12 protein-coding genes are annotated in these 15,758 nt (G+C 74.5%); 7 read left to right on the top strand and 5 right to left on the bottom strand.

Going from position 1 to position 15,758, the window contains the following annotated elements:
- The first annotated feature begins 67 nt into the window (after positions 1-67).
- Entirely contained in the window at positions 68-430 is a 363-nt protein-coding gene (locus ACQP1P_RS14200; RefSeq protein WP_433086811.1) for a hypothetical protein, read from the top strand.
- Between the two features lie 25 nt (positions 431-455).
- Here the strand turns inward: ACQP1P_RS14200 and ACQP1P_RS14195 are convergent, their stop codons facing one another.
- The 3 genes from ACQP1P_RS14195 to ACQP1P_RS14185 form a co-directional block, all read right to left on the bottom strand.
- Positions 456-1,847: a DUF1996 domain-containing protein gene (locus ACQP1P_RS14195; protein ID WP_433086809.1), complete on the bottom strand. Its 1,392-nt coding sequence runs from the start codon at positions 1,845-1,847 to the stop codon at positions 456-458.
- Between the two features lie 159 nt (positions 1,848-2,006).
- Complete coding sequence (locus ACQP1P_RS14190) at positions 2,007-3,476, bottom strand: multicopper oxidase family protein (RefSeq protein WP_433086807.1); 1,470 nt, start codon at positions 3,474-3,476, stop codon at positions 2,007-2,009.
- A complete protein-coding gene (locus ACQP1P_RS14185) occupies positions 3,473-3,874 on the bottom strand; it encodes a hypothetical protein (protein ID WP_433086805.1) in 402 nt (133 codons plus the stop codon). Before ACQP1P_RS14185 ends, ACQP1P_RS14190 begins: the two co-directional genes overlap by 4 nt.
- A gap of 134 nt (positions 3,875-4,008) precedes the next feature.
- Here ACQP1P_RS14185 and ACQP1P_RS14180 point away from each other — a divergent pair, with 134 nt between their 5' ends.
- The 5 genes from ACQP1P_RS14180 to ACQP1P_RS14160 all read left to right on the top strand — a co-directional run bounded on the left by ACQP1P_RS14180 (position 4,009) and on the right by ACQP1P_RS14160 (position 8,080).
- Positions 4,009-4,824, top strand: a complete 816-nt coding sequence (locus ACQP1P_RS14180; RefSeq protein ID WP_433086803.1) for a histidine kinase dimerization/phosphoacceptor domain-containing protein — start codon at positions 4,009-4,011, stop codon at positions 4,822-4,824.
- Entirely contained in the window at positions 4,821-5,321 is a 501-nt protein-coding gene (locus ACQP1P_RS14175; protein ID WP_433086800.1) for a sensor histidine kinase, read from the top strand. The genes ACQP1P_RS14180 and ACQP1P_RS14175 overlap by 4 nt, the downstream gene beginning before the upstream one ends.
- A 112-nt stretch (positions 5,322-5,433) precedes the next feature.
- Positions 5,434-6,087: a response regulator gene (locus tag ACQP1P_RS14170; RefSeq protein ID WP_433086798.1), complete on the top strand. Its 654-nt coding sequence runs from the start codon at positions 5,434-5,436 to the stop codon at positions 6,085-6,087.
- 401 nt (positions 6,088-6,488) lie between these two features.
- Positions 6,489-7,286: an alpha/beta hydrolase gene (locus tag ACQP1P_RS14165; RefSeq protein WP_433086796.1), complete on the top strand. Its 798-nt coding sequence runs from the start codon at positions 6,489-6,491 to the stop codon at positions 7,284-7,286.
- Positions 7,287-7,291: 5 nt separating this feature from the next.
- A complete protein-coding gene (locus tag ACQP1P_RS14160) occupies positions 7,292-8,080 on the top strand; it encodes an oxidoreductase (RefSeq protein WP_433086794.1) in 789 nt (262 codons plus the stop codon).
- Here the strand turns inward: ACQP1P_RS14160 and ACQP1P_RS14155 are convergent.
- Together ACQP1P_RS14155 and ACQP1P_RS14150 are read right to left on the bottom strand one after the other, a co-directional pair.
- Positions 8,077-11,577 (bottom strand): ATP-binding cassette domain-containing protein, encoded by a 3,501-nt coding sequence (locus tag ACQP1P_RS14155; protein WP_433086792.1) that lies wholly within the window; start codon positions 11,575-11,577, stop codon positions 8,077-8,079. The genes ACQP1P_RS14160 and ACQP1P_RS14155 overlap by 4 nt on opposite strands.
- A 33-nt stretch (positions 11,578-11,610) precedes the next feature.
- Positions 11,611-14,805 carry a BTAD domain-containing putative transcriptional regulator gene (locus ACQP1P_RS14150; RefSeq protein WP_433086790.1) on the bottom strand — a complete coding sequence of 1,065 codons (3,195 nt, stop codon included), beginning with the start codon at positions 14,803-14,805 and terminating at the stop codon, positions 11,611-11,613.
- Between the two features lie 220 nt (positions 14,806-15,025).
- Between ACQP1P_RS14150 and ACQP1P_RS14145 the strand changes: the two genes are divergently transcribed.
- Positions 15,026-15,568, top strand: a complete 543-nt coding sequence (locus ACQP1P_RS14145) for a GNAT family N-acetyltransferase (RefSeq protein WP_433086788.1) — start codon at positions 15,026-15,028, stop codon at positions 15,566-15,568.
- The last annotated feature ends 190 nt before the right edge of the window (positions 15,569-15,758 follow it).

The raw sequence follows: 15,758 nt of genomic DNA, 5'->3' as shown, positions 1-15,758 counted from the left end.
CCCCCCGGTCCCGTCTCCCCCCGCGGCACCGTCCGCTTCCTCGGCGCCGGCCTTCGCGCCCGTCTCCGTGCATGCCGCCGACGCGGCCAACCTGCGCAAGGGTGCCCGCGTCATCGAGTGCCCCACGTGCGACGGCGGCCGCCGCGTCGGCTACATCGGCGGCCCCAACACCCTCGCCGTCCGCGTTCCCGAGGTCCCCGCCGCCGGCGAGCGGACCCTGGTCATCGTCTACGAGACCGAGTCCCTCCGCACCCTCAAGGTGGCCGTGGCCGACGGGCCCGTGCACACCCTGAAGCTCGCCGGCGCCGGCGACTATCGCATTCCCGCCCGCACCTCCCTCCCCGTGTACCTGCCCGCCGGCGGCACCTGGATCCGCTTCTACAACGACGACGGGGATGCCCCCGACATCAACCGCATCGAGCTGCGCTGATGTCGTCGACGCCGGGGGCGACCGGTCAGAACGTGCCGGCCGTGTTGCACTTCGCCTTCTGGACGATGCAGTTCTTCACCCGGTGCCCCTGCGCCGCGTTGTCCCAGGCGAGGAACGCGTCGCCGTGGAACGAGGACGCCATGCCGGACGAGAGCGTGAACCCGTCCGCCGTGCCGCTCGTCGGGTACGCGAGCACGAACGACAGCGACGGGATCGCGACCGGGTACGCCCCGCCGCACGTGCCCGTGTACGCGTACGCCACGTGCGACTTGTGGTCCGGGCTGTCCAGGTGCACGCCGTCCCAGCAGTCCGGGAAGACGAGCTGGAACATCAGCGTGGCGCCCGGCGCGCACAAGGGCCAGTTGCCGTCCGCGCTGCGCCCGATCTCGCCGCCCGGCCCGGCGCAGTAGAACTGGTTGACCGAGCCGGCCGGCGTCGCCTGCTGCAGCTTCGCGTCCCCGGCGATCATCCGGAAGCCCTGCGGGAACGGCACCGTCGCCGCCGGGCTGGTCAGGCGCGAGCCGTAGTACACCACGACGCCCTTCGGCTCGACCGCGACGCCGTGCTCGTAGAGCGTCGGCACCCAGTACGCCGACAGGTCCGGCGCCGGCGCGCAGCTCGTGCCGGCGTTGGCGAGCAGCGTGTCGCCCGTCGAGAACGCGTTGGTGCTGTGGTTGCCCAGGAAGCTGTGCATGTGCGACGCGCCCGGCAGCCCCGGGAAGACGATCGGGTCGTCCTTGAACGAGTGGCTGTACGTGCACGACGCGTTGAACTCCGACACCCGCACGGCGTTCGCCGGCGCCGGGTCCATGGCCATCGCGGTGAACTCGGCGAGCTGCGCGTTCCACCGCGCCGGGTCCACGTTGACCCACCCCGCGCCCGTGCTCGCGCTCGCGCTCGGGGTGGCGGAGGCCCCGTTCGTGAACGAGAACCAGTTGATGTTGACGAAGTCGCGGCCGCCGGTGGCGTTGCGCATGACCGCGAACACGGTCTGCGCCCCGGCCGGGTGGCTCGCGGCCGTGGCGGTGAGCGTGGTCCAGGCCTGCCAGCCGCCGGTCGGCGCGACGGTGACGGTGGCCAGCACCGGCCCGGTGAGCGAGCCGGTGCGCAGCTCGATGGCGCCCGTCCCGCCGGTGCCGGCGGAGGCGACGCGAGCGCCGATGCTCAGCGCCCCGGCGGCGCCGAGGTCGACGCCGTCGTAGCGCAGCCAGTCGCCGTCGGCGAGGTAGCCGACGGCCTGCCCGCCGCCGGTGTCGACGGTGCTCTCCACCTGCGCCCCGGACTGCGCGCTGAACGCCTCCGCCTGCACGGTCACCGCCGTGGCGGCATCGGCGGACGTCACCATGGCGGCGGTGACGACGAGGAGGGCGGCGGCCGCGGCCCCGGCGGCGGCGATGAGGCCCCTGACGTTTGGCACGAGGATTCTCCTAACTGCTTGCGACGTGCACGAACGATGGCGAGGGCCCGCACACCGTACGGCCGGATCCCTGGGCCCAAAGACCCAAGCCGAGGACCCAATTCCCGGGCCGGCTCCCGTGCGCTCCGCGTTGCGTGCCTCGCCGCCGTGGGCGGGCGGTCAGGCCTCGACCACGAAGTCCGCCATCATCGCCATGTCCTCGTGCTCCAGGTTGTGGCAGTGCAGCATGAACGTGCCGGTGTAGTCGGTGAACCGCACGGCGACCTCGACCGCCTCCGAGGCCCGCAGGTCCACGGTGTCCTTCCACCCGTGGTCGTACGCCCCGATCTCCCTCGCGTTGCGCGAGACCACCTGGAAGTGGTTGAGGTGCAGGTGGACCGGGTGATGGAAGTCGGACACGAACCGCCAGTGCTCCACCTCCCCGAGCCGCGGCCGGGCCACCGCGCGGCCGGGCCGGTACTCCAGGTCGTTGATCCGCCAGGTGCCGCCGGGTCCCTGGTTGAAGGCGAACGTGCGCGTGCGGGCCGGCGGCGGGAGGGGTTCGGCGGTTCGGCTGAGCCGTGGCCGTACCGCTGTATCGTCATCGCGGCGGGAACCTGTCACGTCGAACCGCATCACGTTCCCGCCGTCGCGGTCGACGAGCCGCACGCGCGTGCCGGGTTTGTAGCGGCCGAAGTCGACGATGACGTCGAACCGCTCGGCCGGCGCGATCCGCAGCGAGTCGTGCCCGATCGGCTGTCGCAGCAGCCCGCCGTCGCTGCCGATCTGCGTGAACGCGGCTCCGCCCGGCGGCTGCGGGTCGAGCTCGAGACGGTACCGCCGCGCGTTGGACGCGTTGAGCAGCCGCAGCCGGTAGCGGGCCGGGTCGACCTCGTGCACCGGCCACGGCAGCCCGTTGACGAGCACGACGTCGCCGAGCACGCCGTTCATGAAGGCCGGGTCGCCGGTCGGGTAGCGGAACGAGCCGTCGGCCTCGAACGCGCGGTCGGTGAGCATCAGCGGCAGCTCCCGTTCGCCGCGGGGCAGCGCCAGCGCGTCCTCCTCGTCGTCGCGCACGAGGTGGAATCCGGCCAGCCCGCGGTAGACCGCCGGGCCGGTCGAGCCCATGCGATGGTCGTGGTACCAGAGGGTCGCCGCGCGCTGGGTCATCGGATAGCGGTACGTCCGGCTGCCCACGGTCATGTCCCCGCTCATCGCGGCCATGTCGTGGTGCGTGGTGGTGGTCGCCGTGCCGCGCTCGGGCATGATCTCGTCGATCGGGTAGCCGTCGCTGTCGGCCGGCGTGTGCCCGCCGTGCAGGTGCACCACCACGGGCTCGGGCAGCCGGTTGCGGTGCGTGAGGGCCGCGGGCCGCCCCGAGCGCGTGATGACGGTCGGTCCCGGGAAGGTTCCGTCGTACGTCCACGCGCGCGTCGTCAGCCCCGGCAGGATGTGGAGATCGGCCTCCCGCTGCACGATCTCGTCGCCGGTGTGCACGGGCGGGATGGTGAGCCGCGCCTCGAACGGCCTCGGCAGCTCGGCCCGGCTGTGCAGGAGCCTCCCCGGCCGTTTCGGGGTGAGCAGCGACCATCCGAGCCCGGCGGCCCCGAGCGCGGCGGCACCGGCCCCGAGCAGCGCGCGCCTTCTCATGCCGTCACCGCCTCGGCCTGCTCGCGGGCGCTCGGCAGCGGCGTCTTCCACGCCCACGTCGCCCCGTGGACGGTGCCGATCGCCATGAGCACGCCGATCGGCACGTGCAGTTCGAGGATGCGGTACACCCCCAGGATGCCCTGCGTCGCCAGCAGCAGCGGGATCATGACGCCTTCGCGCGGCAGTGACGAGGGCCGTTCGCGGCGCCCGGGCAGGAACACCAGGACCGCCTGCAGCAGCGCGACGACCACCATCGAGAAGCCGCCGATCATGTGCCAGCGCAGGACCGCGTAGTGCCCGCTGAGAAAGCTTCCGGCCAGCAGCACCTGAACCGCGGCGAGGACTGCGAGCGCGGCGCTGGTCCCCCGCAGCGCCATGTGGACCGTTCGTGCGTTCATGGCCGCAGATGTTGCTCCGAACCGGAGCTCGAGTCGTCAGACCACGGTCGAGATCTTGTACCACCCTGAGATGACATCCCGGATACCACCCTGGGCCGACGCGCATCCGCCGCCGACCGCCTAACGTCAGGCCCATGAAACACGTCTGGCGCGATCTGGCGTTGGCCACCGGGGCGGCGGTGCTGGCCGTCGGCGGGGCCGTCACGTCTCCGGCCGGCCGCACCGACCTCGACGCGACGGGCGTGCTGCTGCTCATCGTGGCCGGGCTCGCGCTGGTCGCCCGGCGGCGCTATCCGCGGTCCGTGCTGGCGCTCACGGCCGCGTGCCTGCTCGCCTACCTGGTGCTCGGCTATCCGGGCGTGGGGCCGGCGCTGCCGGTGCTCATCGCGCTCTACACGACGGTGCACCGCGGCCACGGCAAGACGGCCCGCGCCACGATCGCCGGGATCCTCGTGGTCGGCATCGTCGGCGACGCCATCGGCTCCGGCGCCCGCCCGGCGGAGGTGTTCCAGCGCTGGTTCCTCATCATCGGCTGGATGGTCGCCTCGAGCGTGATGGCCGAGGTGACCCGGCAGCACCGCGCCTACCTGGAGCAGGTCGAACGCCGAGCCGAGGAGGCCGAGCGCAGCAGGGAGGAGACGGCCCGCCGCCGAGCCGTGGAGGAGCGCCTGCGCATCGCCCGCGAGCTGCACGACTCCCTGACGCACAGCATCTCCATCATCAAGATCCAGGCCGGCGTGGCCGTGCACCTGGCCCGCAAGCACGACGAGCCGGTGCCGGAGGCCCTGCTCGCCATCCAGCACGCGAGCACCGACGCCAGCGCGAGCTGCGCAACACCCTGGAGGTCCTGCGCACCGCCCCGGACCCGCTCACCACGGACGACGACGGCAACGGCCTGGCGCACCTGGACCGCCTGGCCGAGGGCGCGCGACGGTCCGGCCTGCCGGTGACCGTGCACACGACCGGGCCGCGCCGCGACGTGCCGCCGGCCGTGGACGAGACCGCCTACCGCATCGTCCAGGAAGCCCTGACCAACGCCGCTCGGCACGCGGGGCCGGCGGAGGCGACGGTGTGCGTGGAGTTCGCCGCGACCACGCTGACCATCCGCGTCGACGACGACGGCCGCGGCGCGACCACGGCTGCGGTACCGGGCGTGGGCCTGACGGGGATGCGCGAGCGGGTGACGGCCCTGGGCGGCTCACTGCGCACGGGCCCACGCCCAGCGGGCGGCTTCACCGTCGAGGCCCGCCTCCCGCTGACCGCCCCACCCGCACCCGCTCCCCTCGCAGCGCCGCCCGTCCCCGCGACCTCGGCTCCGCCGGCGCAGGACGACCCGGGCCGGCCCGATCCGGCGCCGGACGTCACGGTCCGCGACACGGCTTCGGCGTCCGACGTCACGCTGACCGCCACCGCGCCGCGCGACGAGCCCCGGACGGTCCGGACGTGAGCCGCGAAACGGCCGTCGAGCCGAACTTCCGCAACCGCCGCGCGATGGAATCCCGGCCGTGCGGCATGAGGCGCGGGGACGTCGTCCGGGGCGGCGGGGCGGCGGTGGCTTCATGATCCGGGTGCTGCTCGTGGACGATCAGGCGCTCATCCGGGCCGGGTTCCGGGCGCTGCTCGCGGCCGAGGACGACATCGAGGTCGTGGCCGAAGGGGCGGACGGGGAGCAGGCGGTCGCGCTGGCCTCGGAGCATCTGCCCGACGTGGCGCTCGTCGACATTCAGATGCCCGGCGTCGACGGGATCGAGGCCACGCGGCGCATCGCGGGCGACCCCGCCCTCGCGGGGGTGCACGTGGTGATCTTGACGAACTACGGGCTGGACGAATACGTCTACGCGGCGCTGCGGGCCGGGGCCGCCGGGTTCATGGTCAAGGACACCGAGCCGGCCGACCTGCTCTACGGGGTGCGGGTCGCGGCCCGCGGGGATGCGTTGCTGTCGCCGGCGATCACGCGGCGGTTGATCGGAGAGTACGTGGCTCGGCCGCCGCGGGGGCCGTTGCACGGGGCGGTGAGCACGCTCACGAACCGCGAGCGGGAGGTGGTCGCGCTCGCCGCCCGGGGAATGTCCAACGATGAGATCGCCGAGCGGATGGTGATCAGCCTGGCCACGGCCAAGACGCATGTGAGCCGGGCGATGACGAAGCTGCGGGCGCGCGATCGGGCGCAGCTGGTCGTGTTCGCCTACGAGTCGGGCCTCGTCACCGTCTGACCGCGCCTGCCCAGACTCGCGCGGAGCGTGCAGCGGCCGGCATCGGCAAGTCGGCGCTGCTCGCCGGGATCGCCCGGGTGGCCGGACGCGCGCGGGTGCGGGTGCTTGCGAGCACCGGGGTGCAGCGTGAGGCGCGGATCGCATGAGGCGGCCGGGAACCCGCTCGCGCCGGTCGAGTTGCCCGCCGTCCTCGCGGCCGGAGAGCCCGGCCGACTCGCGGGCGCCCGGGCGCGCGGCCCGCGGCACCTTCGACGCGCCGGGCGCGGTCCCCTGGGGCGACCGGGCCCGGGCCGAGCCGCGTCTTGCCGAAGCTCGGCATCACGTCGCGAGCCCAGCCGCGCGCCGCGATGACCGTCATGTGACGCAAGCGAAGCCGGACCCGCGCGCCGTACGGTCCGCGCATGACTACCGAGACGCCGGTGCTCTTCATCCACGGCCTCTGGCTGCACGCCACCTCGTGGGCTCCCTGGACCGAGCTGTTCACCGACGCGGGCTACCGGACCGCGGCACCCGGCTGGCCGGGCGAACCCGACACCGTCGAAGGCGCCCGCGCCGAGCCGGACGCGATCGCCGACCACGGCATCGACGACGTCGTCGCCCACTACGCGAAGATCATCGACGGGCTGGACGCGAAGCCGATCCTCATCGGGCACTCGTTCGGCGGCATGATCGCCCAGAAGCTGCTCGGCCAGAACCTCGCCGCGGCCGCGGTGGCCATCGACGCCGCGCAGATCAAGGGTGTCCTGCCGCTGCCCCTGTCGTCGCTGCGGGTCACCTTCCCCGTGTTCAAGAACCCGGCCAACCGGCACCGGGCCGTCTCCCTCACCGCCGAGCAGTTCCGCTACGCCTTCGGCAACGCCATCAGCGAGGAGGAGTCCGACGAGCTCTTCGAGCGGTGGGCGATCCCGGCGCCCGGCAAGCCGCTGTTCGAGGCGGCGGCGGCCAACTTCGACCCGCACTCGCCGGCCAAGGTCGACGTCGACAACGACATGCGCGGGCCGCTGCTGCTCATGATGGGCGGCCGCGACCACACCGTGCCGGAGGCGGTCACCCGGGCGACGCTGAAGCAGTACCGGCACTCGGACGCGGTCACCGACATCCACGAGTTCCCGGACCGGGCGCACTCGCTGACCATCGACCACGGCTGGCGCGAGGTTGCCGACGTCGCCCTCGGCTGGCTGCGCCAGCACGGCCTGTAGACGCGATGGACCTGCAGCTGAAGGGCCGGACCGCGGTCGTCACCGGGGCGAGCAAGGGCATCGGGTTGGCCATCACCCGCGCCCTGGCCGCCGAGGGAGCCGCGGTCGTGGCCGGGGCGCGCGGCGTCACCACGGAGCTGTCCGACCTCGCCGCGCGGGAGGCGGTCACGCCGGTCGCGGTGGACCTGAGCACGCCGGACGGCCCGGCGCGGCTCGTCGAGGCGGCGCTGGCCGCGCACGGGGGCCTCGACATCCTGGTCAACAACGTGGGCGCGGTCCGGCCGCGCCCGGGCGGGTTCGCCTCCGTCACCGACGACGACTGGCTCGCCACGCTGACGATCAACTTCCTGGCCGCCGTGCGCACCACCCGGGCCGCGCTGCCGCACCTGATCGCGCGCGGCGGCGGGGCGATCGTGACCGTCAACTCGGTCAACGCCCGCCTCCCCGACCCGCTCGTGATCGACTACAGCGCGGCCAAGGCGGCCCTGGCCGGCTTCTCCAAGGCGCTGTCGAAGGAGGTCGCGGCGCACGGCATCCGGGTGAACACGGTCAGCCCGGGGCCGGTGAGCACCGGGCTGTGGCTCGGCGCCGACGGCGTCGCCGTGACCGTGGCCAAGGCCGCCGGCGCCGCGCCCGAGGACGTGGCCCGCAAGGCCGCCGGCGACTCGGTGACCGGCCGGTTCACCGAGCCCGAGGAGGTGGCCGACCTGGTCCTCCTCCTCGCCGGCGGCCGCGCGGGCAATGTCACCGGGGCCGACTTCGCCATCGACGGCGGCCTGATCCAGACCCTCTAGCCGGCCAGGTGGCCCCAGTCCGGTTCGAGCTCGCGCCATGTGCCCTGGGCCGCCGCGGTGCCGTCCTTGAGGACGACGACGCGGTCGGCCTGGGTCAGGGCCGCGCGCTTGGACGTGGAGCCGATGACCGTCACGCCGTGCTCGCGCAGCGCCTGCCACAGCGCCAGCTCGGTCGTCACGTCCAGCGCCGAGGACACGTCGTCGGCGATGAGCAGCTCCGTGCGCGGGGCCAGGGCGCGCGCCAGCGCGAGGCGCTGGAGCTGCCCGCCGGACAGGCGGGTGCCCTTGTGCCCGATGAGCAGGCCCAGGCCCGCGCCCGCGGCGCTCAGGTCGTGCTCCAGCTGCGCGGTCGACACGGCGCTGTCCGCGTCGACCTCGTGGCCCAGCGCGATGTTGTCCGCGATCGTGCCGGACAGGACGCGGGGCAGCTGCGCGACGTACCCGATCTGGTTGGGCCGCAGGAACATCTCGGGCTCGGTCACCGCCTCGCCGTTCCAGCGCAGCTTCCCCGTGTGGTGCACGATCCCGGCCAGGGCCCGCAGCAGCGAGGACTTGCCGGAGCCGACGGGCCCGACGACGAGCACGAGCTGGCCGCGCTCGACGGCCAGGTCGAGGTCGCGCACGGCCACGGTGCCGTCCTCGTGCACGGCCGCGAACCCGGCGAGCTCCAGCCGCCGCAGCGGATGCCGCGGGGCCGTCGGCGGGGCGGGCGCGGTGCCGGCGGAGAGATCGACGCCGGGGACGGCGGCGGCGTACTCCCCGTTGCCCACCATCTCGACGGTCCGCCGCGTCCAGACCCGCGCCGAGGGCAGCTGCGAGACCAGCGACGCCGTCGTCCAGGCGAACCAGCGGGCCGAGCCCAGCGTCGACACCGCCACGAGCGTCGCGCCCGCGGAGAGCCGCCCCGACAGCAGCAGCGCCCAGGCCCCGATCGGCAGCAGCCCGCTGGCCAGGGCCGGGGTCGAGCGGGCCCAGATCTGCACGGCGATCTCCCGCCGCACCCGGAGGCTGCGCACGCGGTCCAGCTTCGCCAGGTGCTCGAGCACCGGGACGGTGGCGCCGGCGAGCTTCACGGTACGGGCGGCCGACAGCGACGACACGAGCGCCGTGGCGAACGCGGCGCGCGCCGCGACCGTCCGCTGCGCCGAGCGCTTCAGCGCCGGCCCGAACAGCGCGGCGGCGAGCCCGGAGAGCACGATCGTCGCGGCCATGAACCCGGCCGGGACGAACGAGCCCGCCACGATCGTCATCGTGACGATGGCCCACAGGCAGATCCACTGGTCGATGAGGTGGTCGGCGAGCATGACCACCCGCTCGGTGTCGCCGCCCTGGGCGACGACCTCGGCCGGGGTGTGCTTGCTGACCCGCCGGGCGCCGGTCTGCCCGTGCACCAGGCGCAGGCTGATGCGCAGCAGCTGGCGGACCCACCACTCGGGGAACCACTTGCCGGTGTAGTACGGCAGCGCCACCGGCACCAGCAGCGCCGCCGTGATCCCGAGCGCCGGCCACAGCGCGTCGCCGAGGCCGTCGACGAGGTCCGCCCACAGCCACGGCAGCACCGAGCCGTCGAGCGCGACGAGCATCATGAGCGCGAAGATGACCACGGAGACGAGCCCGAAGCGCCAGTCGTTCGTGGCCAGCTTGAAGATGTTCCACAGGGTGCGCGCCCGCGGCACCGACGGCAGCGGCGGCGGGTCGGCCTTGATCCCCGCGCTACTGACGACCCCCGCACTGCCGACGACCCCCGCACTGCCGACGACCCCCGCACTGCCGACGGCCCCCGCGCTGCCGATGAGCACCGCGCCCGGGGCAGTGCCCGCGGACGCGGCCGGTCGCTCGGACGTCGAGGCCGCCAGCAGCGCGGCGAAGCGCTCCGAGGAGGCGAGCGGGCCGGCCTCGACCACGGCGCCGTCGGCGAGCACGACGACCTCGTCGCACTGCCGCACCGAGGAGAGCCGGTGGGCCACGATGATGCCGATGCGCCCGGCCAGCAGCCGCGCCGTGGCCCGCTGCACCTGCGCCTCGGTCACCGGGTCGAGCCGCGCGGTCGCCTCGTCGAGGATGACCACCTGCGGGTCGCGGACCACGATGCGCGCGAACGCGACAAGCTGCTCCTGGCCGGCCGAGAGCATGTGGCCACCGTCGCCGAGGCGGGTGTCGAGGCCTTCGGGCAGCTCGGCGACCCAGCCGGTCAGGCCGAGCTCGTCCACCGCCCGTGCGGCCGCGCCGAGCAGGTCGGGGTCGAACAGCGCGATGTTCTCGGCCAGGGTGCCGGCGAGGATCTCCGTGCGCTGCGGTACGACCGCGATCCACCGGCGCAGGTGCTCCAGATCGAGCTCGAGCAGGTCGGTGCCGCCCAGGTAGACCGTGCCGCGGGGGATGTCCACGGCCCGGGTGAGGATCTTGGCCAGCGTCGACTTGCCGGAGCCGGTGCGCCCGATGAGCGCATAGGAACGGCCCCGGGCGAACGTGAGCGTCACGTCGCGCAGGGCCGGTCGGCGGGCCGTCTCGGAGTACCGGAAGGTCAGGCCGCGCACCTCGAGGTCCCCGGCCGCGGGCATCGCGCCGCCCATGGGCTCCTGTGCGGCGTCACGCAGGAGTTGTACCCGGGCCCAGGCGCCGAGCGCGTACTGCAGGTCGGGCACCATCCGGCTGGTCTGCTCGACGGTCCCGCCGAAGCCCAGGGCCAGCAGCCAGATCGCGCTGAGCCGGGCCACGTCGATGCGGTCGGTCGCGAGCGCCCACACGCCGCCGAGGACGATGAGCGCGATGGTGAGCCGCACGAAGCCCGAGGCGACGGACGTGACGGCGGCCGAGCGCACCCAGACCCGGCGCCCGCGCTCGAGCACGGCGGCGGCCCGGCGCGCGAAGAGGCGCAGCACGTACGGGCGCGCCAGCGAGGTGCGCACGTCGTCCTGGCCGTGGATGCTCTCCTCCATGACGGCGGCGAGGTCGCTCCAGGCCTCCTCCTCGCCCATCCGGCTGGCGGCGATCTTCGAGGTGGGCTTGCGCAGGCCGAGGGTGAGCCCGACGACGATCACGATCATCGCGACCCCGGCCGGCCACCACACGAACAGCGCCGTGCCGATGGACAGCACCGTGTAGCAGGCCGACTGCGCGATGCGGACGCCGGCGTTGCGCATCTCGCCGGCGACCTGGTAGACGTCGTTGTCGATCCGGTCGAGCAGCTCGCCGACCGGCGTCGTCTCCAGCGTCGGCAGGTCCTGGCCGAACGCGACCCGGCACAGGCGCCGGCGCACGTCGGCGCACCAGTCGGCGGTGAGCCGGGCCATGATGAGCCCGACGGCGAGATCGGTGAGCACGGCGGCCGCGAGCGAGGCCGCGAGCACGCCGAACATCGCCCAAGATCGATGGATGAGCACGGATCCGCCGACCGCTGACGCCGCGGCCTGCCCGGCCGCGCCGAGCACGATGAGCAGGGCCACGGCCACGGTTCTTCGCGGCGACGTGGCCCAGAGATCACGGATCAGACGCATGGTGAGGCCCCCGGGGTGCTTGCTGCGGTGCCCTCAGCCTGCCTCGGGGGCCGGGGGTCGCTCAACGCATTTACTCGCGGGGAAGTAGTCCAGGACATTGCCGAGCGTCGCGGTGCGCCCCCGCTCGACCGCGCCCGGCACGGCCTCGGCACCGAGCGCGGCGCGGGCCCGCTCGTCCACGTCCCTGGTCCACGGCCGGGTGGCGTCGTGCGTGCCGCGGACGGCCCGCGCCGCGGCCAGCAGTGTCACCGCGCGCGCCGCGTCCCCGCCCAGCAGCGCGGCCTCGGCGGCGTCGTCGACCGCGTTGGCGACGGCGTACGCGTCGAACGCGGCGCGGCCCTGCTCGACGGCGAACCGCAGCGCGTCGCCCGCCGCGGCGTGCTCGCCGTCGCGGGCCAGCAGCACCGCGCGGCCGGAGTGCAGCAGGGCGAGCATCTGCGGCGAGACCCGGTTGTCGCCGACGAGGTCGAGGGCGTGGGCGAAGCGGTCGCGGGCCTCGTCGAACCGGCCCGTGCGCAGGTCACGGTAGGCGTAGGCGTACTCGACGAAGGCGATGCTGTCGGGCACCCCCGAGCGCCGGGCGGTCCGCCGGGCCTCGGCGAGGACCGCTTCCGCGCGCGGCTCGTCGCCGATCAGGGAGTACAGCTGCGCCAATCGCACCTCGGTGACCGGCCGGTCCTCGGTCGAGCCGAGCAGCCGCAGGTAGGTCAGCGCCTCCTCGTAGTGCGCGATCGCCTCGCGGTGGCGGCCCTCGTGGGCCTTGGCCTCGGCGAGCGCGGCGAGCGCGAACGACATGCCCCAGCGCTCGCCGATGCCCTGGAACGCCGCCAGCGACGACTCGAACGCGGCGCGTGACTCGGCCGCGCGCGCGCCGGTGTTGAGCAGCGTGTGCCCGACGAGCAGGCGGCCGAGCCCGGCGATCCACGGGTCGGGGTCGTCGGACAGCGCCGCGATGCGCACGAGCACGATCCCGACCGGGCCCTCCCGATACAGGCCCGCGACCGCCTGGAAGAGCCGGAACAGCGGATGTTCGCCCTCGTACCGCACCGCCTCCGAGAACCAGCCGTCGAGCATCTCGGTGTCGCCGAGCCCGTCGAACCCGTTGACCGCGGCCACCCCGCAGGCCATCGCCCGGGCGTCGGGGTCGGACGGGCCGGGCAGCGACAGCGCGGCCGAGGCCAGGGCCGCGCCCTCGACCCGGTGGCCGCCGAGCCACCAGTACCAGCCGGCCACGGCGACGAGCCGGACGGCGAGCGCGCTGTCCCCGGCCGCGATCGCCCGCCGCAGCGCCCCGTGCAGGTTGTCGTGCTCGGCCCCCAGCTCGGCGAGGGCCTCCAGCTGGCCGGTGCCCCGCAGTGCGGGCTCGAGCCGCTGGGCCAGGGCCAGGAACCAGGCGCCGTGGCGGCGGCGCACCTCGTCCGTCTCGCCGGCGTCGTCCAGGCGTTCCAGGCCATATGCGCGGATCGTCTCGAGCATGCGGTACCGCAGGTCGTCGCCGACCACCAGCAGCGACTTCTCCACCAGGGTGGTGAGCAGCTCGTCCGGGTCGCCCAGGCGCCCGCCGGGGTCGCAGACGGCGGCCGCGGCGGCGACGGTCGCCCCGCCGGGGAAGATCGCCAGCCGGCGCAGCATCGCGCGCTCGGGCTCGGCCAGCAGATCCCAGCTCCAGTCCACGACCGCGCGCAGCGTCTGGTGGCGGGGCCGGGCGGTGCGGCTGCCCCGGCTGAGCAGCCGGAACCGGTCGTCGAGCCGGTCGGCGATGTGCGCCGGGGTGAGCGAGCGGCAGCGGGCCGCGGCGAGCTCGATCGCCAGCGGCATCCCGTCCAGCGCGCGGCAGATCCGGGCGACGGCGCCGGAGTCCTCCGCGAGCCCCGCTTGCCCCGCCAGTCCCGGCCGCACGGCCGCGGCCCGGTCCGCGAACAGCCGCGCCGCCGGCTCCTCCGCCAGCGGCTCCACCCCGAACAGCACCTCGCCGGTGATGCCGAGCGGCTCCCGGCTCGTGGCCAGCACCCGCAGGTGCGGGCACTCCCCCAGCAGCCGCTCGGCGAGCTCGGCCGCGGCCGCGACGACGTGCTCGCAGTTGTCGAGGATCAGCAGCAGGCGCCGGTGGGCCAGGGCGGTGGCCAGGCGCCGGGGCGCGTCGTCGGCGTCGAGGCGCCGACCGGGCGCGGCGGGCTTGCCGGCCGGGTCCCGCAGGCCGAGCGCGCTCCAGACGGCCTGGATCACGTCGCCGGGGTCGGTGAGCGGCGCGAGCTCGACGAGCCAGACGCCGTCCGGGATCTGCCCGGCCAGCGCCCGCCCGGTCTCGACGGACAGCCGCGTCTTGCCGGCGCCGCCGGGCCCGACGAGCGTGACGAGCCGCCCGCCGGTGACGAGCCGGCGCACCGCGGCCAGGTCCGCGTCGCGCCCGACGAAGCTCGTGAGCGCCGCGCGCAGGTTGCCGTCGGCGGGCCGCTGCTGCTCACCCCGCAAGACCCGCAGGTGTACCGCCATCAGCCCCGCCGACGGATCAGCGCCCAGCTCCTCGGCGAGCCGGTCCCGGCACCGCTCGAACACCGCCAGCGCTTCGGCCCCGCGCCCGGCCGCGGCGAGCGCGCGCATCAGCAGCGCGACGGGCCGCTCTCGCAGCGGATGCGCGGCGACGAGCGCCTCGAGCTCGGCGACGACCCGCTTGCCGACACCGACCTCGCCCTCCTCCCCGGCACCGGCCTCCGCCTCGGTACGGTTTTCGAGGCCGAGCTCGGCCTCGATACGGTCCTCGATCGCGGCGATGCGCAGCTCGTCGAGGCGGGCTCGCCACGGCCGGGCGAACGCGGCCTCCCCGGCGTCGGCGAGCGCCGGCCCGCGCCACAGCCCCTCGGCCCGCCGGAACAGCGCGACGGCCGCGCTCGGTTCGCCCGCGGCCCGGGCCTGCCCGACGAGCGCCTCGAACCGCAGGTGGTCGACGTCCTGCGCGTCGATGTCCAGCAGGTAACCGGTCGGGCGCGCCTGCAGCACACCGTCGGGCAGCACCCGGCGCAGCCGCGAGACGAGCGACTGCAGCGCGTTGCCGGCCCCGGCGGGCGGATGCTCACCCCACACCCCGTCGGTGAGCCGCGCGGCGGTGACGACGCGGCCGGGCTCGAGCGCGAGGAGCGTGACGAGCACACGCAGCCGCGACCCGCCGACCTCGAGGGGCACCCCGTCCCCGTCGGCGACCTCGAGGGGTCCGAGCAGCCCGATTCGCACGCTGCTGATTGTGCTCTCTCTTGCCTCGCGCTCGCGGTCCCGGGTTCACCGGGTTCGTCGGCGACCTCGAAGGGTCGTGGCAGCCCCGATTCGCACGCTGCTGATTGTGCGCTCTCCTGCCTCGCGCTCGCGGGCCCGGGTTCACCGGGTCCGTCGGCGACCTCGCGCCGGGCGGGAGGCCCGCGACGGGGGCGGCCACGTCCCCGATAGGGTGCGGTTCGTGGCCCTGCAGCCGATCCGCACGGCCCGGCTCGTCCTGCGCGAGCCGGCCGTCACCGACGCCGCAGACGTGCACGTGTTCCGCGGCGACCCAGAGGTCCAGCGCTTCAACGACCACCCGATGCGCACCCTCGCGGAGACCGCGGCATGCCTCGAACACCTGCTGGCCGAGTCCGCCGCGGACCTACGCCGGCACTGGGCCCTGGAGCTCGACGGCCGGGTCATCGGCCTCATGGGACTGCACAACTGGCGGCCCGCCCACCGGCGAGCCGAACTCGGGTACGACCTCGCGAAAGAACACTGGGGCCACGGCTACGCCACCGAGGCGGCGCGAGCGATCCTGCGCTTCGGCTTCGCCACGATGCGGCTGCGACGCGTCCACGCCCGGACGATCGCGGCCAACGATCGCTCGGTCCGGCTGCTGACGTCCCTGGGCTTCACCCGCGAGGGAACGCTGCGCCAGCACTCCCTGGAACCCGACGGCCACTTCCACGACTGCGCGATCTTCGGACTCCTGCGCGCCGAGTGGGTGGCAGCGGCCTGACCGGGCTTCGTCAGCGCGACGCCCCGGACTGCCCGCACGACCGACTATCGCAGCACCGGCGACGGTCCTGACTCGTGGTGGTGCCCGGCAACAACCGGCGCGCGCACCATTACTCCTGGCGGTCAAAGACGGAATCGATCAAATGCTGGGACCTCACCGACGACGAACGCGCCGCACTCGCCAGCCGACT

Source organism: Dactylosporangium sp. CA-052675 (assembly GCF_050947935.1).
Classification (GTDB): Bacteria; Actinomycetota; Actinomycetes; order Mycobacteriales; family Micromonosporaceae; genus Dactylosporangium.
The sequence above is the reverse complement of the archived record's forward strand: the minus strand, read 5'-3'. Positions and strand labels throughout refer to the sequence as shown.

Excerpts from the sequence above, each read along its gene's own strand:
- ACQP1P_RS14185 (WP_433086805.1), bottom strand. The coding sequence starts at position 3,874 with ATGAACGCACGAACGGTCCACATGGCGCTGCGGGGGACCAGCGCCGCG.
- ACQP1P_RS14180 (WP_433086803.1), top strand. The coding sequence starts at position 4,009 with ATGAAACACGTCTGGCGCGATCTGGCGTTGGCCACCGGGGCGGCGGTG.
- ACQP1P_RS14170 (WP_433086798.1), top strand. The coding sequence starts at position 5,434 with ATGATCCGGGTGCTGCTCGTGGACGATCAGGCGCTCATCCGGGCCGGG.
- ACQP1P_RS14190 (WP_433086807.1), bottom strand. The coding sequence starts at position 3,476 with ATGAGAAGGCGCGCGCTGCTCGGGGCCGGTGCCGCCGCGCTCGGGGCC.
- ACQP1P_RS14160 (WP_433086794.1), top strand. The coding sequence starts at position 7,292 with ATGGACCTGCAGCTGAAGGGCCGGACCGCGGTCGTCACCGGGGCGAGC.
- ACQP1P_RS14155 (WP_433086792.1), bottom strand. The coding sequence starts at position 11,577 with ATGCGTCTGATCCGTGATCTCTGGGCCACGTCGCCGCGAAGAACCGTG.
- ACQP1P_RS14165 (WP_433086796.1), top strand. The coding sequence starts at position 6,489 with ATGACTACCGAGACGCCGGTGCTCTTCATCCACGGCCTCTGGCTGCAC.